We start from the raw sequence: 23,470 nt of genomic DNA, 5'->3' as shown, positions 1-23,470 counted from the left end.
AAAAAAATAAATAATAAAGTGTTCGCAATGCTCATTTCTATTCTGAACAACGCTGTATTAGCGTAGCATATTTAACAATGAAAGTCAATGTGTTTGTGAAAAAATCCATAAAAATATACAAAAAGTGTCGAAAGATTACGGATTATCTGTGAACTGCGTGATTGTTTGAAAAGTAAGATTGTTTTTTATGCGAGTTTTGTTTAAAATACATATTGTAAGTAAAACAAAGGAGTGTAGCTTAAAATGAAAATGTCGACGAAGGGACAGTATGCGCTGGAGATTGTGGCAGATCTTGCGCTGCATTCCAGCAGGGATCATCTTGAGAGTCTGAAGAATATAGCAGAAAGACGGAAGTTGTCTGAGAAATATCTGGAGCGGATAGTAAAGCCCATGAAAGAAAAGGGAATCGTAAAGAGTGTTCGTGGCGCTTACGGAGGATACTGCCTGGAAAGAGATGCCGAAGAACTGACCGTGCTGGAGGTACTGACGGCAGTAGAGGGGGAACTGGCTCCGGTGCACTGCCTTACCAGAGAGAGCAATTGCGGCATAGCCTGCGGATTGTGCCCAACCAGAAATACTTGGGAAGAAATGTGGAAGACGATGAATGATGCGGTAGGCAGGGTTACAATAGCGGATATCATCCGGGCAGCGGAAATGAAGGGGACGTCAAGCAAACTATAAACGGCAGGCTGTCCTGCCTGTAAGGTTGGTTTAAAACCCTGACCACGTACAGCGCAGCCAGAAGCATACCGCTGTTTGGAATACATCTACTGCTGCTTAGCGCAGCGCTCAGTATCCAAACAGCGGTATGCTTCTGTCTGTTCCCGCCCCGTTCCACGCAAGGCGTCCCCCAAGCGTATAAAATCCAGTTTTAAAATTTGTATTGACATGGTAGGAATATGGGTGTATAACATTAAATATACAATACATATCAAAATAGTAGGATATAGAAAGAAGGTGTTATATGAAGGTATCTACAAAAGGAAGATACGGACTCCGTGCACTTGTGGATATGGCAGCGAATTCACAGGAGGGTCCGATTTCCCTGATCCAGACGGCAAAGCGGCAGAATATTTCTTTAAATTATCTGGAGCAGGTCTTTGGAGTTTTGAGAAAAGCAGGCATTGTTGTCAGTGTGAAAGGGGCCGGCGGAGGATATAAGCTGGCCAAGAGCGCCGAGTGCATTACAGTGAAGGAGATACTGGAGGCTTTGGAAGGGGAATTTTCCATTATCGACAGGAATGGGGAGGAGGCCGCGGATCCTGTACAGAAAGCCATACAGGAACTTGTGTGGGATGAGATTGACAGTAAGGTGAACGAATTCCTCAGTAAACGGACGCTGGCCCAGCTGGTGCGGGAGTACAGAGAGAATCTGGATTGCAGTACGAATATGTACTATATTTAATTCAGACAGTTTTAAAGGAAGCATGTAAAGGTGAATTGACAGGAAAGTGAGGACAACGCAAATGAGCAGAGACAGAAAATTAAGATTTGAGACATTACAGTTACACGTAGGACAGGAACAGCCGGATCCGGCAACAGACGCCAGGGCGGTTCCCATTTACCAGACCACGTCCTATGTATTCAGGGACTGTGAGCATGCGGCTCAGCGTTTTGGACTCGCTGATGCAGGAAATATATACGGAAGGCTGACGAACAGCACCCAGGATGTCTTTGAGAAACGGATCGCGGCGCTGGAGGGCGGATCGGCGGCACTCGGTGTTGCATCCGGTGCGGCGGCAATTACTTACACATTTCAGAATCTTGCTAAACAGGGAGACCATATTGTAGCCTCAAAATATATTTATGGGGGAAGCTATAACCTGTTGGAACATACGCTTCCGGATCAGGGCATTACCACAACTTTTGTGGATCCGGAAGTAGAAGGCGCAGTGGAAGCAGCGATTCAGGAGAATACAAAAGCAATATTTATAGAATCCATTGGGAACCCGAATGCAAATCTGGTCGATATACAGGAGATCGCCGATATTGCCCACAGATATCATATCGTCCTGGTAGTGGACAGTACATTTGCCACGCCATACCTGCTGAGGCCCTTTGAATACGGTGCAGATATTGTTGTTCACTCTGCAACTAAGTTTATCGGAGGACATGGGACCGCTTTGGGCGGAGTCATTATAGAAAGCGGGAACTTTGACTGGAACGCATCCGGTAAATATCCGCAGCTGACAGAACCGGATCCAAGTTATCATGGTGTACGCTTTTATGAGGCGGCAGGGGCTGCAGCATTTGTAACGAGAATACGGGCGGTGATTCTGCGGGACACCGGGGCAACGATGGCGCCGCTCCATGCATTTTTATTTTTGCAGGGGCTGGAGACATTGTCTCTCCGGGTGGAGCGCCATGTGGAGAATACGGTGAAGGTCGTAGAATTTCTGCAGGCACACCCAAAAGTATTGAAAGTGAATCATCCGTCCGTGCAGAACAGTCCATATCATGAACTGTATCAGAAATATTTCCCCAATGGAGGTGCTTCAATCTTTACATTTGAAATAAACGGCACTGGGGAAGATACGAAGAAATTCATTGATAACCTGGAGATATTCTCTCTGCTCGCCAATGTTGCAGATGTGAAATCACTGGTTATCCATCCGGCCAGTACCACGCACTCCCAGATGACGCCCGAAGAGCTGGAGGCTTCCGGCATCAGGCCGAACACGGTCAGGCTGTCCGTGGGAACCGAGCACATAGATGATATCCTGTATGACCTGGAACAGGCTTTAGAACGAATATAATAAGATTTGTAAGGCTCGTGAAGATCTGGACGGTTACTTATTTTGCATTGCACATAAGAGACCAAAATCCGGTTACTTATGTGCTTTCAGCTATAAAAATATAGATAGAGAATTGGAGGAAGCAAAATGGCAAATATATATAAAAGCATTACAGAATTGGTAGGAAGGACACCGATACTGGAGGTGTCGAATATTGAAAAGGAATTGAACCTGGTGGCGCGCGTTCTGGTAAAGCTGGAGTACTTCAATCCGGCCGGAAGCGTGAAGGACCGCGTGGCCCTGAATATGATAGAGGACGCGGAGGCGAAAGGCCTAATCAGACCGGGAGCAACAATTATTGAGCCCACCAGCGGAAATACCGGGATCGGGCTTGCATCGGCGGCGGCAGCCAAGGGATACAAGGCAGTTTTTGTCATGCCCGAGACGATGAGCATCGAGAGAAGAAAGCTTCTGCTGGGTTATGGCGCAGAGATTGTCCTGACCGAAGGGGCGAAGGGAATGAACGGCGCGATCGCGAAGGCGGCGCAGCTTGTAAAAGAACGGGAAAATGCAATCGTACTTGGCCAGTTTGTGAACAGTGCGAACCCGGAAATTCATACGAAAACAACAGGTCCCGAGATCTGGGAGGACACCGATGGCCAGGTGGATATCATTATTGCGGGCGTAGGCACAGGCGGAACTATCACGGGAACGGGAACCTATCTGAAGTCCAGAAAGCCGGATGTGGAGGTGATTGCAGTGGAGCCGGCCGGCTCCCCGGTACTGTCGGGCGGAAAACCGGGACCACATGGGCTGCAGGGCATCGGTGCGGGGTTCATACCGGAAGTACTGGATACAGATATCTATGAATCCATAGTGCAGGTAAAGGATGAGGAAGCCTATGCGGCTGCAAAACTTCTGGCAAGGAGAGAGGGTGTACTGGTTGGAATTTCCTCCGGCGCGGCGCTCCATGCGGCGGTTGAAGCTGCAAAAAAACCGGAAAATAAAGGCAGAACAATCGTGGCGATCCTGCCTGACACAGGAGAAAGATATCTTTCTACACCGTTGTTTGAGTCATAAAAAAGGGCATTTTGCGGCATTTGCCCTGTGGAGAATCCGCAGGGAGCGTGCTGCAAAATGCCTTTGAAATGTCGTTTTTTTAGTTCTTAAATGGAAATGTAGTGTGAAATAATTTATAAGCAATTGAAAAAAACGGAGATATGTTATATACTAATTGAAGTTAAAAATAAAAAACAGGAGGAAAATAGTATCATGAAAGAATTTAAATATGTTATTACAGACCCGGAGGGAATTCATGCAAGACCGGCAGGGCTGTTAGTAAAGCAGGCTGCAGGCTATAAATCTGCCGTTAAAATCGTTAAAGGCGAGAAGAGTGCCGATGCAAAGAGAATCTTTGGAGTCATGGGACTCGGAGTAAAAACAGGGGAAGAGATTACTATGACAGCCGAGGGCGAAGACGAAGATCAGGCAATCGCAGAATTAGAGGCATTTTTTAAAGAAAATTTATAAATAAAAGAGCACTTATCATTTGTATATAAGGGAAGGTACTATGATTACAATAACAGGTAAAAGCGTATTTGGCGGTGTATCCATCGGAAAGCTCTCATTTTATAAGAGGAACCAAAAAGTGATCAAGCGGTCACACGTTGATGATGTGGAGGCGGAATGCACCCGTTTTCAGGAGGCAAAGGCCGAGGCAGTTGAACAGCTCAAAGGGCTGTATGACAAAGCGCTTGAGGATGTGGGCGAAGCGAATGCCATGATTTTTGAGATACACCAGATGATGCTGGAAGATTTGGATTATATTGAATCAATCGAAAATATTATACGTACCCAGGAAGTAAATGCAGAATTTGCCGTAGCAACAACGGCGGACAACTTTGCGCAGATGTTTGCTTCTATGGATGATGCATATATGCAGGGGCGTGCGGCGGACGTAAAGGATGTATCCGAGCGTGTACTGGACATCCTCTGCGGTGTGGGAGAAAGTATGGCTCAGACGGATGAGCCGTGTATTATTGCGGCGGATGATCTGGCCCCCAGCGAGACTGTACAGTTGGACAAGAGCAAGGTTCTTGGATTTGCAACCATGTATGGTTCTTCCAATTCCCATACGGCAATTCTGGCAAGAACGATGAACATTCCTGCAGTCATTGGCCTGGGCGAGGAACTAGCGTCCCAGTATGACGGCAGAATGGCAATAATTGACGGTTTTACCGGAATGCTGTATATTGACCCGGACGAGACGACGCTGGCAAAGATGCAGGAAAAGCGGGCAAAGGATCTGGAACAGAAGGCCCTCCTGGAACAGCTGAAAGGCAAAGAGAATGTAACAAAGAGCGGCCAGAAGATGAATGTATATGCTAATATTGGCAATGTATCCGATGTTGGCGCTGTCCTGAAGAATGATGCAGGCGGAATCGGCCTGTTCCGGAGTGAATTCTTATACCTGGAGAACGACACGTTTCCATCCGAGGAGCAGCAGTTTACAGTGTATAAACAGGTTGCGGAAAATATGGCTGGCAAAAAGGTTATTATCCGTACGCTGGACATAGGAGCAGATAAACAGGTTGAGTACTTCGGGCTGGACAAGGAAGAGAATCCGGCGCTGGGATATCGTGCAATCCGTATCTGTCTGACAAGAACAGAGATCTTTGAGACACAGCTGCGTGCGCTTTACCGTGCAGCTATGTTCGGTAATATCTCCATTATGTTTCCGATGATCATTTCAGTTGATGAAATATACAAGATCAAAGAGATTATTGCAGAAGTGCAGAGTGAACTGAAGGCGGAGGGAATTCCGTTTAAAGAGAATGTAGAGACCGGTGTGATGATTGAGACACCTGCATCTGTCATGATCAGCAGGGAACTGGCCAAAGAAGTAGACTTTTTCAGCGTGGGTACAAATGATCTGACCCAGTATACGCTGGCGATTGACAGGCAGAATTCCAAACTGGATGCATTCTATGATCCACATCATCCGGCAGTGCTTGCAATGATCAGGATGGCAGCTGAGAATGCTCATGCAGAGGGCAAGTGGATCGGTATCTGTGGTGAACTGGGAGCCGATCTGGAACTGACGGAAGAATTCCTGAAGATGGGGCTTGACGAGCTTTCCGTATCTCCCTCTATGATACTTCCGCTGAGAAAGCGAATCAGAGAATGCGAATAGAAAAAGACAATGCATATTTTATATCAGCGTTTGATCACCACAATTAATGAGGAGATTGTCGGTACCACGGAATACCACATCGCCAGTCTGATGTTGGAGAATATCAACCAGCTGTATCAGATACCGATCGGGGAGATGGCTGCCCTGTGCAGTGTATCAAAGTCTACGGTATCCAAGTTTGTGAGAAGGATTGGTTTTGACGACTATACGGATTTCAAGCTGGAGGCCATGCGCCAGCGTGAAAAGGATGTTTATATCCGGGGCGGAGATTCGGTGAATATCACGGACTATATTCTGGAGTACGGGATGGACCGTTATGTTCAGGTGCTGACGAATGATATCAGGAATCAGGCGGCCTCCATCGATACGGAAAGGATAGAACGCCTCGTGGAGGATATCCACGGTTATAAGAAAATTGCCGCTTTTGGGGAGATTTATTCCGAGACGGCAGCGTTGAATTTTCAATACAAAATGTCCTACTACAGAAAATATGTCTATACAACGATTAATGACAGGAAGCAGGAGCATTATATTGCAGAGGCTGGTGCAGATACACTGCTTTTAATTTTCTCGAATTCAGGGCGCTATATCAGCACGTTTTCTAAACTGGACGGAGAACCTGAAAAAGAATGTTTTAATAAAACAAAAGCAAGGGTAGTTCTGATTACATCTAACACAAAGATGGAAAAGGATCCGAGAGTGGATATGTGCATTTTTCTAAAATACGGGGAGCGGGTTCAGAATCATCCGATTCTTTATCAGTTCCTAATCGAACAGATTACGGCAAGGTATCAGAATAAGTACGGCTTTCCTGAGGATGTAATCATTGATTAATCTTATGTATTGCTGTAAAGATTTGGATAAAATAACAGAAGTTTTGAGAGAGTTTCCATTTTGCGAACTTTTTCGGAACTTCTGTTTTTTTTGCTATAATGGCCTCAGAAATTTGAAGGAAGGAGAATTGCGATGAATGAGATCTGGTTTCGGAACGAAGCAGAGGAGTGGACAGAGGCACTTCCCATCGGAAACGGTTTTATGGGCGCTATGGTCTTTGGCAGGACATCTGTTGAACGGATACAGGTGAATGAGGATTCTGTCTGGTCAGGCGGATACATGGAACGGGTCAATCCGGATGCAAAAGAGCATCTGCATGAAGTGAGGCAGCTGCTAAAGGAGGGCAGAGTGCAGGCGGCGGAACTTCTGGCTTCCCGCAGTATGTATGCATCCTATCCCCATATGAGGCACTATCAGACATTGGGAGATGTATGGATTGATTTTTTTCATACACGCGGCAGGCAGATCGTGAAGAAGAAAGAGAACGGAACTTCGTTTGTGGAGTATGAACCGCCGGTATTCGAAGGATATCGAAGAAGACTGAATCTGGAGGATGCAATGGGCAGCATTGCATATAAGACGGAGAAGGGATCTGTAAAAAGAGAATTTTTTGCCTCTGCCCCGGCACAGGTTCTGGTTTATAAAATGTACGCAGATGCAGATGAGGTGTTGGATTTTGAGGTTTCACTTACCCGAAAAGACAACCGATCGGGAAGGGGGTCGTCTTTTTGCGACGGTACAGAAGCACTGGGAGACGATGCGATCCGCCTGTACGGTAAAAACGGTGCGGATAACGGGATCGCCTTTGAGATGGCGGTGCGGATTGCCTCAAAAGGAGGGCGCAGGTACCGCATGGGCAGTCATATCATCGTAGAGGGCGCGAAGGAGGCGGTGCTTTTTATAACCGGCAGGACCACTTACCGGAGCGAAGATCCAGCCGCGTGGTGTATGGAAACCTTGAAGGCAGCCGGTACCCAGCCTTATGAAAAGTTAAAAAAACAGCATCTCGATGATTATCATGCACTTTATAACAGCAGTGTACTGGAGCTCGGGAAGGAGGAGGAATTTGAGAGGCTTTCCACCCCGGAACGTCTTGCCCGGATGAGGAACGGGGAGGAGGATGTTGGTCTGGTAAATCTACATTATAATTTTGCAAGGTACCTGTTGATCAGTTCCAGCCGTGAAAACAGCTTGCCTGCCAATCTGCAGGGAATCTGGAACGAAGACTTTGAGCCGGCCTGGGGCTCCAAATATACGATCAATATTAATATACAGATGAATTACTGGATGGCGGAAAAGACGGGGCTTTCCCGGCTGCACATGCCGCTATTGGAGCACCTGAAAACGATGCGGCCGCATGGGCAGGAGACCGCGGAGAAAATGTATGGAGCGCGCGGATTCTGCTGCCACCACAATACAGACATCTGGGGGGACTGCGCACCGCAGGACAGCCATGTGTCGGCAACTATATGGCCAATGGGCGGGGCCTGGCTCTGTCTTCATATTATTGAACATTATCTGTATACAAAAGACCGTGAATTTATGGAAGAATTTTATGGAATACTGAGGGACAGCGTACAATTTTTCGCAGATTATATGGTGCAGGACGAGCAGGGATACTGGATGACAGGGCCGAGCAGTTCCCCGGAAAATATCTATATGAATGAGCAGGGAGAATGCGGGTGTCTCTGTATGGGGCCTGCCATGGATTCGGAAATCCTCAGGGAACTGTTTGGCGGATATATCAGGATCACAGAAGAACTTGGCCTGGAAGACGAACTGGAAAAAGATGTGAAAATACGCCTGGAAGGGCTGCCCCCCATCGAAGTCGGAAAATACGGACAGATTCAGGAATGGCGGAAGGACTATGAAGAAATGGAGATCGGACACCGCCACATCTCCCAGCTGTTTGCCCTCTACCCTGCAGCGCAGATACGCCCGGACACAACGCCCGGGCTGGCGCAGGCAGCGCTTCATACTCTGGAGAGACGCCTGAGTCATGGAGGCGGACATACGGGATGGAGCAAGGCCTGGATTATTCTGTTTTACGCACGGCTCCGGGACGGAGAAAAAGCGTGGAAGAATCAGCGTGAGCTGCTGACTGGCGCCACGTTGGATAACCTGTTCAACACGCATCCGCCATTCCAGATAGACGGAAACTTTGGGGGCGCCTGCGGTCTGCTGGAAATGCTGGTGCAGGATTTTGAAGATATCGTCTTTCTGCTCCCGGCCCTCCCCCAGGCATTAAAAAATGGAAAGGTGCAGGGAATCCGCTTGAAGTGCGGATGTATTCTGGATCTGGAGTGGAAAGACTCACAGATTACAGAGATCAGGCTGCTGGGACTCCGAGATTCTGCAGTTATATTTGCAGACAGAACAGGACAGCGGCAGAAGATTAAGTTTCAAAAGGAACAGAGTATGACTTTTGATTTTACGGAATTGAGCGAAGGAGGATTTAACGAATGAAGTACGAAAAAATGATCGAAGAGATTGTAGAAAAAATCGGCGGAAGAGACAATATAACCAGCGTCTACCACTGTGCGACACGGCTGCGCCTTCAACTGAAGAACGAAGCGGCAGCGGATGACGAAGCGGTGAAAGCAATTGAAGGTGTTCTATCCATCGTGAAAAGCGGCGGCCAGTATCAGATCGTGATCGGACAGCACGTAGGGGATGTCTACAAAGAAATGCTGGCCATGCTGGGGGCGGACGGCGAAAAGACGGAAGTAAGAGATGCCAAAGAATTCAAAGAAGAAATGAAGAAGAAAAAGGTAACAAACCAGTTTATCGATCTGATATCAGGCGTATTCACGCCAATTCTGGGAATGCTTACCGCAACCGGTGTAATCAAAGGTCTTCTGGCACTGCTTACCGCGACCGGCCTGCTTTCAACCGCATCGGGTACTTATCAGATCCTGAACATTGTGGGCGACTGCTTTTTCAACTTTCTGCCGGTATTCCTTGGATACACCGCGATGAAGAAATTCGGGGGCACGCCGTTTATCGGAATGGCCATTGGAGCAGCGCTGGTTTACCCATCCCTCACAACGATTATGGCAGGAGAACCGCTTTACACACTGTTTACAGGAACCATTTTTGAATCTCCGGTCTACGTAACATTCCTGGGAATTCCGGTCATTCTGATGAACTATGCAAGCTCTGTGATACCGGCGATTGTGACATGTTACTTTGCTGCAAAAGTGGAAAAATTCTTTGCAAAGAGGATGAGCGACTTGTTCAAGACTTTTGCTGTACCGGCGCTTACCCTCATCATCAGCATTGTCCTGGCGTTTTTGATTATCGGGCCGGTTGCAAGTTTTGCGAGCAGCCTGCTTGGAGCCGCATTTACGGCATTATTTGATCTCAACGCGACTATCAGCGGTTTCTTATATGGTGCGTTAATTCAGGTATGTGTTATGTTCGGCGTACACTGGGGATTCGTTGCAATTTCTGTAAATAATCTGGCGACCATGGGATTCGACCCGATCACAATCGCAGGTCTCTCTTCCGCATTTGCACAGGCAGGAGTGGTACTGATGATTATGCTCAAAACAAGAAATAAAAAGCTCAAAAGCGTATGCGGCCCTGCAATCCTTTCAGCCATGGTAGGTATTACAGAACCAGCAATCTATGGTGTCACACTGCAGTTCAAAAAGCCGTTTATCCTGGCGTGCCTGGCTTCTGGTATTGGTGGGGCAATCATAGGATTCGGCGGAGTAAAACAATATTTCTATGGAACAAACGGGATCTTCGGATGGCTGCAGGTTATCAATCCGGAGACGGGATTTGACTCATCGGTTGTGGCGGCTATTATCGCATGTATCGTAAGTTTTGCTGCGGCAATTATCCTAATGGCAGTATTTGGGAAAAACTCGGTGCCGCAGGATCAAAAATAAATCGGGATTTAGTCGGCAAGCTTTAGCCTTGTCGACGGATGCGGACGCTTCATGACAGGGAGGCCGGGAAGGCCGCTGGGGCTGTATATGCCGTTGCGATATGCACCCATGCTGCTAAGTGATTCTAGAACAGCCGATGCCGGATAGGCGGGTACGCTGAACACATTACGGGAAATCTGATGATTTCCCGCGCTGGGTTCAGCAAAAACTTGATTTGGAGATCAAGTTTTTCCCCGCCTATCCGACATCGGCTGTTCAAGAATTACTAAGCGCATTCCAGCATATCGCAACGGCATATACAGCCCCAGCGCCTTCCCGGCCTCCCTGTCATGAAGCTGGCTCATCCAATCGGCAGGAAAGCTCGCCAACCGGGTGGGATCCCGAACCAGGGCAGCGGATGTGGATTGGCTATGCGTATCTTTTCATCTTCAAGGTGTATATTAACTGTAAGCCGTATCATCTTGCTTATGTACACCTACTGGGGACATATAAGTACCACTAATTCTATCTCCATACGCCCCGGGACTAAAGCCCGTTGCTAAATCCCTATTGAAAATGCGTGGAAGATATGGTATGATTTGTTATAGTAAGAACATATGTTCGAAATAGCTATAGGATTTATTTGAAGAAAGTATACCCAAAGGGCATCCCGTAATTCATGCCCTGCGGGCGGATCCGCAGAAAACTGCGGAATAAGGTATAGGAAAAGGGGTGCACGGAGATGGCGGAGATTATACAGGAACAGATGTCGATGTATGACAAACTGCAGATTTTAAGCGATGCCGCCAAATACGATGTGGCCTGCACGTCCAGCGGTGTGGACAGGCAGGGTGACGGGACAGGGATGGGCAACTGCAAGAAATCGGGTATATGCCACAGCTTTTCAGCTGACGGAAGATGCATTTCGTTATTGAAGATTTTATTTACGAATGAATGTATTTATGACTGTAAATACTGTATCAACAGAGCGTCTAACGACGTAGTCAGGACTTCGTTCACGCCGGACGAAATATGCACTCTGACTATGGAGTTTTACCGACGGAATTATATTGAAGGCCTTTTTCTGAGTTCTGGGATATTGAAGACGCCGAATTATACCATGGAGCTGATCTATGCTGCTCTGTACAAGCTGCGCAGGGAGTGTAATTTTCAGGGATATATTCATGTGAAGGCGATTCCGGGAGCGGATCAGGAGCTGATTCAGCGGGTGGGGTTTTTAGCGGACAGGATGAGTGTGAATCTGGAGCTTGCCACCGCCGAGAGTCTGCGGCTCCTTGCACCTCACAAGAGCAGGAAGAATATTCTGGCGCCGATGCGTCTGGTACAGCAGAAGCACAATGACAATAAGCTGGAGATTGTTCAATATAAGAATGCTCCCCGGTTTGTCCCTGCCGGGCAGAGCACACAGATGATTATCGGCGCTGCTCCTGAGACCGATTACCAGATCCTCAATGTGGCAGAATCTCTCTATAAGAAATTCGAACTGAAGAGGGTGTTCTACTCCGCATTTGTTTCTGTGAATGAGGACTCGGCTCTGCCAGCCAGAACAGGGGAAGGGCCGCCTCTTCTGAGAGAGCACAGACTGTATCAGGCGGACTGGCTGCTGAGATATTACCAATTTAAGGCAAGGGAGCTGCTGGATGAAAAGAACCCGAATTTTAATGTTTTTCTGGATCCAAAGTGCGACTGGGCGATAAAGCATCTGGAATATTTTCCGGTGGAGGTGAACCGGGCCGACTATAATACACTTTTGAGGGTGCCCGGAATCGGAGTAAAGTCGGCTGCCAGGATTGTGAAGGCGAGAAGGATGGGAAATCTGCAGTTTGAAGATTTAAAAAAGATGGGAGTCGTTCTAAAGCGTGCACTTTATTTTCTGACATGTAATGGCAGAATGATGTACAAAACCAGGATAGAAGAGGATTATATTATGAGAAACCTGCTGAATACAAAGGAGAAGCTGCCGGATTCTGTGACCGGTATGACCTACCGGCAGCTTTCTTTATTTGATGATGTGACCTTCAGGGAAGCACAGGTTTTCAGCATATTGGAGTAAAAGAGGGACAGAGATGAAACAGGTCTATATTTGTTATGACACAATAACAGGCATATTTTCCGCTATCCACGATGCGTGGAAAGAAAATAGAAACGGTGAAGCTGGTATTGCACTGCGCGGCCAGATGACCCCGCAGCTGTTCTGTGAGTACAGGGAGACCGCAGAGTCGGAAAAAAAATCAATTGCGGTTGAGCGGCTGATAAAACAGAATCTTGGGTATAATACTTACTGGGATATTTATCATGCCCTCCTGGCAGACGATTCCGAGAAGGCGGATGCCGTATATAACACCATGCTGGCAGCCAGAACCATACCAGACAGCAGGAAGATCATGGAACACCTAAGTAATCCATATGTTGCCAAGGTGTTTGAACTGAGCAGGAGCGTGGCCAATGAAGCGCATCTGTTTACGGAGTTCATCCGCTTTCGGGAACTGGAGAACGGAGTCCTGCTCTCGGAGATTACCCCTAAGGGGCAGGTGCTGACCTGCATTGCAGATCATTTTACAAATCGTTTTCCGCTGGAAAACTGGATGGTTTATGATAAAACGCATAAGGTATTTCTGGTTCATCAGGCAGGTAAGAACTGGGTTCTCGTCCAGGGAGAGGAACTGAATCCGGAGACAGCAGGCAGAGTATCGGAGGCTGAAGGGGAATTTGAGCGTTTATGGAAAGGGTTCTGCAGCTCGATCTCGATCAAAGAGCGTGAGAATCTGGCCCTGCAGAGGTCGCACCTGCCGATGCATTTCCGACAGGATATGACAGAATTTAGTGACAGCGCAGTCAGGTCTGCGCATTTACAGCGCAGACCGTAGGAAAATGAGGTGGCCACAGGCATCCATCCCATCGCAAAGCGATTTTAATGGCTGGATGCGTAACAGTTCAGATTTACCTGAACTGTTACAGAATTTCATTAAAACAGGATTTCACTGCATTCACGCAAAAAGTATTGTATAATAGAATAAGCTGGATTAACATATAACTATCATCAGGAAAGGTTATTAACCGGATGAAATAAAATCTGAGAGAAGGGAGAAATATGGAGAGAGAAGCTTTTGTATGGCTTGGACTGCTGATAGTTTTTCTGGTAATCGAGATTATAACGGTCGGGCTTACATCGGTCTGGCTGGCCGGGGGCGCTCTGGCAGCGCTGCTTTTAAACATTGCCGGTATGAACCTGATCTGGCAGGTTGGCGCATTTTTCGTTGTCTCATTTTTACTTTTGTTTTTTACCCGTCCCTTTGCGGTAAAATACATAAATGCCCATCATGAGAAGACAAATTATGAGGGCGTTATAGGTAAAATAGTCAGGGTGACGGAGACTGTAGATAATCTGGCACAGACGGGAACCGCTGTCGTCAATGGGCTGGAGTGGACCGCAAGGGCAGAAAAGGATGAGGATATCCTGGAGCCCGGGACACTGGCCAAGGTGGTAAGCATTTCCGGCGTGAAACTGATTGTAAAGAAATATGAGGAGGAATAGAATATGGGACTTTGGATTGGAATTGTAATACTAATTATCGTACTGTTAATCCTGGTGACAAATATCAGGATTGTACCCCAGGCACATGCGTATATACTGGAGCGTCTTGGCGGATACAAAGAGACATGGGGAGTAGGCCTGCATTTTAAAATTCCGATTCTGGACAGAGTTGCAAAGAAAGTGTCTTTAAAAGAGCAGGTGGTAGATTTTGAACCACAGGCGGTTATAACAAAGGATAATGTTACGATGCAGATTGATACGGTCGTATTCTTCCAGATTACGGATCCGAAACAGTATGCATACGGCGTAGAAAGTCCGATTGCAGCGATAGAGAATCTAACGGCAACTACACTGCGTAATATTATCGGCGATCTGGAGCTGGATGAGACACTGACATCCAGAGAGACGATCAACTCCCAGATGAGAACATCTCTCGACATCGCAACTGACCCATGGGGAATCAAAGTGAACCGTGTCGAGCTAAAGAACATTATGCCGCCAAAGGCTATCCAGGATGCGATGGAGAAGCAGATGAAGGCTGAGCGTGAGCGAAGAGAATCCATCCTCAGGGCAGAAGGCGAGAAGAAGTCTACGATCCTTGTGGCAGAAGGTGAGAAAGAGTCCGTGATCCTTGAGGCGGAAGCGGCGAAGCAGGCAGCGATTCTAAAGGCAGAGGCCGAGAAGCAGAAGAGGATTAAGGAAGCCGAAGGACAGGCGGAAGCGATCAGATCCGTACAGCTGGCTACGGCTGATGGTATTAAGTTTATCAGGGAAGCCGGCGCTGATGAAGCAGTGCTGACGATCAAGAGCCTGGAAGCATTTGCAAAGGCGGCTGACGGTAAGGCTACCAAGATTATCATCCCATCCGAACTGCAGGGAATTGCCGGTCTGACTAAGACAATTTCAGAAATCGCGCATTACGAGAAGGCTGAGTAGTCCGGTTTGGGCCTGGACGGAATCAGGCAATCGGAGATCGCGTGCCGCACAATAGAAGGCAGTAGAAGCAGGAGCAGGATATGGCAAGGATTTTGGTATTGGAAGACGAGGGGCGGAGCAGGGAAGCACTGCGGAACATGCTCTGCCGCATATCGGCTGACATAACGGTGAATACGGCGGCAGACCTGGCGCAAGCCAGGCTGCTGCTGCATGGCACCGTTTCTTTTGATTTATTTTTACTGGATGTAAATCTTGTAAAAGAGGACAAGGAAGACTCCTCCGGCCTGATCTTTGCAGAGGAGATACGCAATATCATCAAGTATGAGTTCACACCTGTTGTTATGATCACATCGGTTGCGTCCCTGGAGATAGAGGCTTACCGCAGGATACACTGTTATCAGTATCTCTTAAAGCCTTACAGCGAAGCAGATGTACAGGCCGTGGTGAAAAAGGTGCTGTCCCACGTGCGAGCAGAAGAAAAACCGTACATTATAGTTAAGAAAAACGGGATTAATTATAAGATATTGTGTGAAGAGATTGTTTTCTGTAAGGCAATTCCCAGGGGGGTCTGCCTTTATCTGAAAGAGGAGAAGATGGAAATTCCATATCTCTCTATACGGCAGCTTATGGAGAAAATGCCAAAGCAGGAGTTTTTCCAGTGCCACAGGATGTTTGCGGTGAATAAGACATACGTGAAGTATTATGATATGGTAAATCAGATGATACAGGTAGAGGGATATGGGGAGAAAATTGATATCGGTGTTACCTACAAGACTGAGGTCAGGAGGCTGCTAAATGAATAAAACAGTAAGAAAATTCCTTTACCGGGTCTTTTGTTTCATTTCCCTTGCGATTGCAGTTTACCTGGTGATTGACCTGAAGATAAGCAGGACGCTGGATTTTAAGATGATCATTGTATTCATTTTATTACTTGTTGTGATTATATGGGGGACGATTGACTGGAAGCTGAGCAATGACATCATAAGGGAGCAGGAAAAGGAACTGAAGATGTATCAGCACTATATTCAACCGCTGGAGGAACTGGTAAAGGAGATCAGGGCAAGGCAGCATGAATTTGACAATCATCTGAATGCTGTTTTGAACATGCACCTTACTGTGGATTCTTATGAAGAACTTGTGCGCAGACAGTCGGAGTATGTGAAGGAGATCAGCAGAGAGGGCGTCAGCCAGTATCTGCCGCTTTTGAAAATCAGTGATAAGGTGCTCGCAGGATTTCTTTACAGTAAAATTGTCAGTTCCAGGGAAGGCATTGAGACAGAGATAGAGGTGCGCAGCAGGGAGATTATTTCCCGGGTATCAGAACACAGCCTGATTGAGATTGTTGGGGTTCTGGTAGACAATGCGTATGAGGCGTGCCCCGAGGAGGGGGGACGAGTGCGCATGATTCTGGATTCCCGGCAGGATCATCTGATTTTCCAGATATTCAACCAGCACGAGAAGATCTCACTGGAAGAGATCGGACATTTTTTTGAGAATGGATTTACTACGAAGAGCAAAAAGAGAGGGGACAGGGGGCTTGGCCTCTACCGCGCCAAAATGATTGCAGAGAAAGCGGGGGGTGAGATTACCGTGGGGCAGGAAGAGATCGGCGGAGAGAATTATATTCAGTTTGCCGTAGTAATTTAGAGGTAACAAGAGTGGCTTTTCCTGCTTGAACGAGGTATAATAACATACATGGAAGAAAAAGAACTGATCAAAATATCTGTCCGCAATCTGGTGGAATTTATTCTGCGCGAGGGGGACATCGACAACAGAACAGGGAGCAGCGCGGACAAAGAGGCCATGCTGCAGGGAAGCAGAATCCATCGCAGGATACAGCGGCGTATGGGTTCTGATTATCGTGCAGAGGTTTCTCTCAAAACGCAGATTCCCTGCGAAGGATTTACCCTGCAGGTAGAAGGGAGGGCCGACGGAGTCATCGAGGATGGGCAGGGCGTCATGATAGATGAAATCAAGGGCGTCCTCAGGGAACTCCTGCATATCGAGGCACCCTCCAATGTACACCTGGCACAGGCTAAGTGCTACGCATATATGTATGCCAGGCAGGAGAATCTGCAGAACATCCGTGTGCAGATGACCTACTGTAATCTGGAGACGGAAGAACTGAAGAGATTTATCCGGGAGTTTACCAGGGATGAACTGGAAAAATGGTTTCTGGAGCTGGTTGTTAAGTATGAAAAATGGGCGAAGTTTCAAATCGAATGGAAGTCGGGGCGGAATGCATCGATTAAGAAGATAGAGTTTCCTTTTGAGTACAGGGATGGGCAGAGAGAGATTGTGACTTCAGTCTATAAAACGATACTCAGAAAGAAAAAGTTGTTTATACAAGCCCCGACGGGCGTGGGGAAAACCATGGCGGCCGTCTTTCCGGCGGTGCGGGCCATGGGGGAAGGACTGGGGGAACGCATTTTTTATCTGACTGCTAAAACAATTACAAGAACCGTGGCAGAACAGGCCTTTCAGACCCTGAAGGGTCAAGGGCTCCTCATGAAGGTGATTACCCTGACCGCAAAAGAAAAGATATGCTTTTGCGAAGAGACAGTCTGCAATCCGGACAGCTGCCCATACGCAAAAGGGCATTATGACAGAGTGAATGATGCCGTGTTTGACTTGATTATGAACTCGGATGATTTGAGCAGAGAGGCAATAGAGAAACAGGCGCAGAAGTACAATGTGTGTCCGTTTGAGATGGCGCTCGATGTTTCAGTATGGTCGGATGCCATTATCTGTGATTACAACTACGTTTTTGATCCAAACGCTCACTTAAAGCGTTTTTTTTCCGAGGGAAATAAAGGCGGCTATCTGTATCTCATTGATGAGGCACACAATCTGGTTGAACGGGGGCGCGAGATGTACAGCGCTGTCTTATATAAAGAGGATGTGCTTGAGATAAAGCGCCTGGTAAAAAACGAAGATCCTAAGCTGGCGAAAAAACTGGAGGAGTGCAACAAGCAGCTGCTTATGCTGAAAAGAGAGTGTGAGAACTATCAGATTCTGGAAAGTGTTTCCCACATCGCGGTTAAGCTGATGAATGTAATGTCCGGTCTGGAGGAGTATCTGGAGGAAGAACACAGCGAGGAAAAAAGAGAGCAGGTTCTGGATTTTTATTTTGAGGTCAGAGACTTTTTGAATATTCATGATATTTTAGATGAAAACTATGTCATCTATTCGGAGCTTGAACGTGGCGGCCGTTTCCGCGTAAAGCTGCTCTGTGTCAATCCTTCTGTAAATCTGCAGACTTACTTGGAGCAGGGAAACAGTACCATATTTTTTTCCGCAACATTGCTGCCCATCCATTATTATAAAAAGCTGCTCAGCGTGGAGAGTGATGATTATGCAATCTATGCGGAATCCGCTTTCCCAAGGGAGAACCGTCTTCTTCTTCTTGGCAACGATGTGAGCACAAAGTATACCATGCGGGGAGCAGACATGTACGAGAAGTTTGCCAGGTATATTCTTAATATAGTGGAGGGTAGAAAGGGCAATTATATGGTTTTCTTTCCGTCCTACCGGTTTATGGAAGATGTACAGGAATGTTTTCAGAATATGCTGCAGGGGCGCCACGACATAGAATGTATTGTGCAGTCGCAGTTTATGGGAGAAGAAGCCAGAGAAATCTTTCTGGAGACATTCGAGGAGGCACGGGAGTGCAGCCTTGTGGGATTCTGCGTGATGGGCGGTATCTTTTCGGAAGGCATTGACCTCACCCAGGACAGGCTGATTGGGGCAGTGATTATCGGAACAGGACTCCCGCAGGTATGCAATGACAGAGAGATACTGAAACAGTATTTTGACAGCAGAAACATGAAGGGGTTTGATTATGCCTATCTTTACCCGGGGATGAACAAAGTACTGCAGTCTGCCGGCAGAGTCATCAGAACGGAGGAGGACCGTGGCGTTATTATACTGCTGGATGAGCGGTTTGTGCAGAGACAGTACCGGGAGATATTTCCGCGTGAGTGGGAGGGGTACCAGATCTGCAGGATAGATAACCTTGGCCTAAAGATAAAGGAATTCTGGGGCGGAGAACCTTCGGACAGCCTGGTATAATAGTGACCGGAGGAACTGTTATGGACGCAGGCCGGCTCGGTGGCTATATATCATAAAAAAGCAGGAAACACTGGGTTTCCTGCTTTTTTACGTATATACATTTTCAAAAGGTCAGACGATTTACATCTACACATAGAGGTTTTACTTAAAGTCAATCGATAGTAATGTATTTAGGTTTTTCTTCGATTGCCTTTGGAGCCTCTTTGGGGACGCACAGGCATAAGACGCCGTCTTTAAATGATGCTTTAATGTCGTCCTGTTTTAATTGGTCACCAACATAGAATCTGCGGTTACATGAACCGGTATAGCGTTCTTTGCGGATGCAGTTGCCTTTTTCGTCTTTTTCTTCCTGGCTTTCTTCGTGAGTGGCGGTTATTGTGAGATATCCGTCTTTCAAGTCAGCTTTGATGTCCTCTTTATTGTAGCCCGGAAGCTCCATTTCTACGAGGTAGTTATTGTCTTTCTCGTGAATGTCTGTCTTCATGATCTGGGATGAAGCGTTGTCAAAAGGTCTTTCAAAAAATGGGTCTTTAAAGAAATCATTAAAAAAACTTCTGTTTGATAATAACATAGTTCATACCTCCTAAAAATCAATTTGTTATCTTTGTTCTACATGTAATATAGCATATGATTATTAGCACTGTCAATAGGTGAGTGCTAATTTTATAATTTCTTAATAATTTCCATCCCCACCTACTACAAAAAACAGATATAAGTCCGCAAGCTCTAGCCTTGCGGACGGATAGCGGCCGCGTATGAATCCGTTTAAGGATACAATATGCTTAGGATAAAGTAATGAAAAATATATGATCCCCCAAACGAATCAATACGCTGCCCCCGCTACGGAGCCTCCACCTTTGCCAAGCCACTCTTCCGATTGGATGCATCCAGCGAAATGAAGGAAGTCTGACGGAGATCCCTTCATTAAGCGCCCCTCCCAAAATTAATCAACGCACCTCACTCCGTCCCTTATTGTAATGATGCGGCCACTGCGTTCAGCCGCTTCCGCGGAATGCGTGACCATGATTATAGTCTGACCGGTATGTTTATTAATGGAATGTAGTAATTCCATGATTTCAGCACCTGTTTTGCTGTCTAAATTCCCGGTAGGCTCGTCTGCAAACAGTATCTCGGGATTTCCAATAAGAGCCCGCGCGATTGCGACACGCTGCTGCTGCCCCCCGGATAACTCTCTGGGTGTGTGCTTTTTCCTTTCTGCCAGCCCGACAGTTTCAAGGATGTCATCCAGCCTGCTTCTGTAATCCTTTAGCTTTTTCCCGTCTAACAGCAGAGGAAGCATGACGTTTTCCTCTACATTTAAGTTGGGGATGAGATTATAAAACTGGAATACAAATCCAATTTTACGGCGTCGTATGATACTCATTTTATGGTCGTCAAATTTTGAGATGTCTGTCCCGTTCATATATACGGACCCGCTGCTGGGAACATCCAAACCGCCCAGAATGTAGAGTAATGTGCTTTTTCCGGATCCGGAAGGACCCATAATAGAGACGAAATCCCCTTTCCTGACTTTTAGCGATATATTTTTTAGAATCCGTGTCGGTGTGCCGCCTATGTTATTAAAGTCTTTGATAATATTTCTGCCTTCAATGGCTGTATCGTTGATCATTGCTTTCATCTGTCAGACCTCCAGTTATTCAAATTTGATTTCTTCTACTAATTTCATATTCCGGGTTTTTATAATCGGAACGACGGAACTGACCAAAGTTACGGCTATTCCCATTGCCCCGGCTGATAGAAAGGTTACAATGTCCAGTTCCGGCTGCATGGAAATCCTGGGGCCTGCTACTAGAAATATTGTTTTTATTTCCAGATAGGAGACCAGCACGGCGACAAAGGCCCCAATCATTCCGGCGGTGCAGCTCTCAATTACCATTATTTTTGTGTTTTGTTTATTGCTTAATCCGACAGATTTATACATGGCAATGGTCCGGCGCCTTTGCATATAGTTGATCAGCAGATTATTAATAGTACCTGCTGCTGCCAGCAGCAATATGAAGTAAGTCATACTCTGCATGGGCCTCAGAAACGCGCCGACGGTAGTATGAGCGTCAATATTGAATTCCTCGACGGTTCTGCTCCAGTTCTGTGTTTTGCCGAACAGACTGCGGATCTGAATCATGACCGCTTCCGGATCCGCTGCGGTATAAGCCAGAAAATGGAAGGTGGATGCGTGAAAATCGGAAATGGCAAAGCGGGAAGGGATAATGGCCTCCACATCGGTTGCCCTTGATTTAAAACTCCCGGCGACGATATAGGAATAGTCCCCGTCGCTGTCTGATAAGGTCAGATGATCTCCAACGGCGTAACCAGTACGGGTTATGCAGTCCTCACTTAATAAGATGGAGCGCTGCGTCTTAAAATCTTCCGTGGCCTGGTCTTCCATTTTGTGCTTGGTGTAGTTCAGATTGAACATGGAATTATACCAGTCTAAATGGTCGGTGGCCTCCAAACGTGTAAATGTGATGTCCCCGCTGCTTATTTGATTATTGAAAACATAAAGAGGCAGCACCTTATCGATTCCGTCCATTTCTTGCACTGTTTCTACAAAAACTTCATCCATTTCCCCGTCGGCAAATCCCTCCAGTTCGGCGCCATTAAAGACATCGGTGATGTAAGTATTTACAAACCCTCCCACTACCGTAATGGCAATCAAGGCTGATATGCTGATAAACAGCAGGGTGATGTTCTGCGTAAAATTCTTATTATTCTTCATATTTCTTGCGGCAAGCATACCCTCGTTTTTGAAGAGGACCGCGTATATTCTTTCCAGGATTCCTGAAAGCAGGTTCGTGACAAGCGGTATGACCAGAATTGCCGCTGCGATCAGCCCAAGCAGTGATAAACCTCCGGCTATATACAGCAATGTTCCGGAAAACAGATAGGGGAGTACGGCTGAAATGACAAACAGAACGGCACCGGTCCCCATAATAAAACGGCTGGAGGCTTTTTGTTCCTCCACAACCCCTAAGACGACTGCTTTTACAGGAAGCCGCCCGGCCCTTCGGACAGGAAACCATGCGCTGAGCAGCGTGACAATCACTGCTGCCGCAAAGGAAAGTAAGACTCCAGCCCAGGAAATCACGGGGGAGATTTCTATGCCCTGTGATAATGTGCCGCTCATTCCCCGCAGGATCATTCTTAAAACCAGGATTCCGAGTGGTACGCCTGCAAGGCCTCCCACACAGCCATAGAAAAGACTTTCTAGGAGTAAAATTCCGGTGACCATCTTTTGCGTTGCCCCAATACTGCGAAAGGTGCCGATGACGGGCAGGCGATCCAGAGTGATGACCTTATAACTGCTGTAAATAATGAAGACACTCATGGTCAGGGAGAAAAAGCTGATCAGGAAAAAGGGCATTGTCTTTTGTCGGGCACCGTCCGCTATAGCTGCCTCGTCAACGATCTGTGTAACGATAAATATACTGTCTGATAATTCGCCCAAGAGCGAAGCCGCCAGTGATTCTGCCGAAATACCGTCTGCAGGCTCGATCAGGATTTCGCTGTAACCCGGGCTGCCAGTGATTTCCGCCAAGGTATCCAAGGGAAGAAGGGCGGTTGCACCTCTGGTCTGACGCAGAAAAACGGTATCATACTTTGCAATTGCCGCAACCTCAAATCCGACAGAAGCGCCGTTTATCTGCAGCATTATCCGATCCCCCTTTTTGATGCCATACTTTTGCGTAAACCGATCCGGTAAGATCACCTGATAGCCGGAGAAATTTTCGATTTCACCGCCGCCGCTCAGCTGGGGTTTATTTATCTGATTCAATAAAGAAAGGTCGGACGCGATCAGGTCAATGGATTCATAATAGCCGTTTTCATGATATAAAGCGTCTTCCTTCAGGAGTCCGGCTTTCGCCTTGATACCCGGCAGATCCGGTATGTCCTCTAACTGCAGGCCAGTTGTTTCAGACCTGGAAGTAACGGAGACGGACGCCGTACCTGACATACCGCGAGCCATTTTTCTCTGTGCGTTTTCGTAGGATTCCCCGATCGAAAAGGAAACGAATAAGAGGACTGTCGAGAGAATAATTGACAAGAGCATGACAGCCGTTCTTACCTTTCTTTCCTTCACATTCGTTAGAATGTATTTAAAAATAATTTTCACATTTACACCTGCTTTCTTTAGACTACTGTTTTACCAATAACAAAGTGGTCATCCCACCTCAGCTCCCCACCCTCTCGCTCATGAGGGGGGATGATATAGGAAATTCCAGAGTAATTTCCTATATTAGAAAAAGGCTGA

At 46.9% G+C, this 23,470-nt stretch carries 19 protein-coding genes; 16 read left to right on the top strand and 3 right to left on the bottom strand.

The window, feature by feature from the left end; translation table 11 throughout:
- The first annotated feature begins 243 nt into the window (after nt 1–243).
- From GKG43_RS05510 to GKG43_RS05435, 16 genes are all read left to right on the top strand, one after another.
- Entirely contained in the window at nt 244–681 is a 438-nt protein-coding gene (locus GKG43_RS05510) for an Rrf2 family transcriptional regulator (protein WP_025657281.1), read from the top strand.
- 283 nt (nt 682–964) lie between these two features.
- Complete coding sequence (locus GKG43_RS05505; protein ID WP_025657282.1) at nt 965–1,405, top strand: Rrf2 family transcriptional regulator; 441 nt, start codon at nt 965–967, stop codon at nt 1,403–1,405.
- Nucleotides 1,406–1,466: 61 nt separating this feature from the next.
- Nucleotides 1,467–2,756: an O-acetylhomoserine aminocarboxypropyltransferase/cysteine synthase family protein gene (locus GKG43_RS05500; protein WP_025657283.1), complete on the top strand. Its 1,290-nt coding sequence runs from the start codon at nt 1,467–1,469 to the stop codon at nt 2,754–2,756.
- Between the two features lie 126 nt (nt 2,757–2,882).
- Nucleotides 2,883–3,815 carry a cysteine synthase A gene (cysK, locus tag GKG43_RS05495; RefSeq protein WP_129878853.1) on the top strand — a complete coding sequence of 311 codons (933 nt, stop codon included), beginning with the start codon at nt 2,883–2,885 and terminating at the stop codon, nt 3,813–3,815.
- A 192-nt stretch (nt 3,816–4,007) separates the two neighbouring features.
- Nucleotides 4,008–4,265, top strand: a complete 258-nt coding sequence (locus GKG43_RS05490; RefSeq protein ID WP_025657285.1) for an HPr family phosphocarrier protein — start codon at nt 4,008–4,010, stop codon at nt 4,263–4,265.
- Between the two features lie 40 nt (nt 4,266–4,305).
- Nucleotides 4,306–5,928 (top strand): phosphoenolpyruvate--protein phosphotransferase, encoded by a 1,623-nt coding sequence (gene ptsP / locus GKG43_RS05485; RefSeq protein ID WP_129878852.1) that lies wholly within the window; start codon nt 4,306–4,308, stop codon nt 5,926–5,928.
- Between the two features lie 9 nt (nt 5,929–5,937).
- On the top strand, nt 5,938–6,762 hold the full coding sequence (locus GKG43_RS05480; protein WP_025657287.1) for a MurR/RpiR family transcriptional regulator: 825 nt from the start codon (nt 5,938–5,940) through the stop codon (nt 6,760–6,762).
- A 132-nt stretch (nt 6,763–6,894) separates the two neighbouring features.
- Nucleotides 6,895–9,228 (top strand): glycoside hydrolase family 95 protein, encoded by a 2,334-nt coding sequence (locus GKG43_RS05475; RefSeq protein ID WP_129878851.1) that lies wholly within the window; start codon nt 6,895–6,897, stop codon nt 9,226–9,228.
- Nucleotides 9,225–10,658: a PTS transporter subunit EIIC gene (locus GKG43_RS05470; RefSeq protein WP_129878850.1), complete on the top strand. Its 1,434-nt coding sequence runs from the start codon at nt 9,225–9,227 to the stop codon at nt 10,656–10,658. The genes GKG43_RS05475 and GKG43_RS05470 overlap by 4 nt, the downstream gene beginning before the upstream one ends.
- 721 nt (nt 10,659–11,379) lie before the next feature.
- Nucleotides 11,380–12,711: a putative DNA modification/repair radical SAM protein gene (locus tag GKG43_RS05465; protein ID WP_129878849.1), complete on the top strand. Its 1,332-nt coding sequence runs from the start codon at nt 11,380–11,382 to the stop codon at nt 12,709–12,711.
- A 13-nt stretch (nt 12,712–12,724) separates the two neighbouring features.
- Nucleotides 12,725–13,525, top strand: coding sequence for a TIGR03915 family putative DNA repair protein (locus GKG43_RS05460; RefSeq protein ID WP_129878848.1), 801 nt, complete (start codon nt 12,725–12,727; stop codon nt 13,523–13,525).
- A gap of 224 nt (nt 13,526–13,749) precedes the next feature.
- Nucleotides 13,750–14,193, top strand: coding sequence for an NfeD family protein (locus GKG43_RS05455; protein WP_025657291.1), 444 nt, complete (start codon nt 13,750–13,752; stop codon nt 14,191–14,193).
- A gap of 3 nt (nt 14,194–14,196) precedes the next feature.
- Entirely contained in the window at nt 14,197–15,129 is a 933-nt protein-coding gene (locus GKG43_RS05450) for an SPFH domain-containing protein (RefSeq protein ID WP_025657292.1), read from the top strand.
- Nucleotides 15,130–15,209: 80 nt separating this feature from the next.
- A complete protein-coding gene (locus tag GKG43_RS05445; protein ID WP_129878847.1) occupies nt 15,210–15,932 on the top strand; it encodes a LytTR family DNA-binding domain-containing protein in 723 nt (240 codons plus the stop codon).
- Nucleotides 15,925–16,776: an ATP-binding protein gene (locus GKG43_RS05440; RefSeq protein ID WP_129878846.1), complete on the top strand. Its 852-nt coding sequence runs from the start codon at nt 15,925–15,927 to the stop codon at nt 16,774–16,776. The genes GKG43_RS05445 and GKG43_RS05440 overlap by 8 nt, the downstream gene beginning before the upstream one ends.
- 48 nt (nt 16,777–16,824) lie before the next feature.
- The gene (locus GKG43_RS05435; protein ID WP_129878845.1) at nt 16,825–19,200 is read left to right on the top strand and encodes an ATP-dependent DNA helicase; all 2,376 of its coding nucleotides are present in this window, start codon (nt 16,825–16,827) and stop codon (nt 19,198–19,200) included.
- A 151-nt stretch (nt 19,201–19,351) separates the two neighbouring features.
- On the opposite strand, the gene GKG43_RS05430 is transcribed toward GKG43_RS05435, so the two are convergent.
- The 3 genes from GKG43_RS05430 to GKG43_RS05420 all read right to left on the bottom strand — a co-directional run bounded on the left by GKG43_RS05430 (nt 19,352) and on the right by GKG43_RS05420 (nt 23,332).
- Nucleotides 19,352–19,771, bottom strand: a complete 420-nt coding sequence (locus tag GKG43_RS05430) for an Hsp20/alpha crystallin family protein (protein WP_025657296.1) — start codon at nt 19,769–19,771, stop codon at nt 19,352–19,354.
- Between the two features lie 372 nt (nt 19,772–20,143).
- Nucleotides 20,144–20,839, bottom strand: a complete 696-nt coding sequence (locus GKG43_RS05425; protein WP_129878844.1) for an ABC transporter ATP-binding protein — start codon at nt 20,837–20,839, stop codon at nt 20,144–20,146.
- A 15-nt stretch (nt 20,840–20,854) separates the two neighbouring features.
- On the bottom strand, nt 20,855–23,332 hold the full coding sequence (locus GKG43_RS05420; protein ID WP_193763654.1) for an ABC transporter permease: 2,478 nt from the start codon (nt 23,330–23,332) through the stop codon (nt 20,855–20,857).
- Between the last annotated feature and the right edge of the window lie 138 nt (nt 23,333–23,470).

Origin of the sequence: Eubacterium sp. BIOML-A2, assembly GCF_009680135.1 — a bacterium.
GTDB classification, from domain to species: Bacteria; Bacillota; Clostridia; order Lachnospirales; family Lachnospiraceae; genus Faecalicatena; species Faecalicatena contortus_B.
This window is presented reverse-complemented; position numbering and strand designations above follow the sequence as displayed.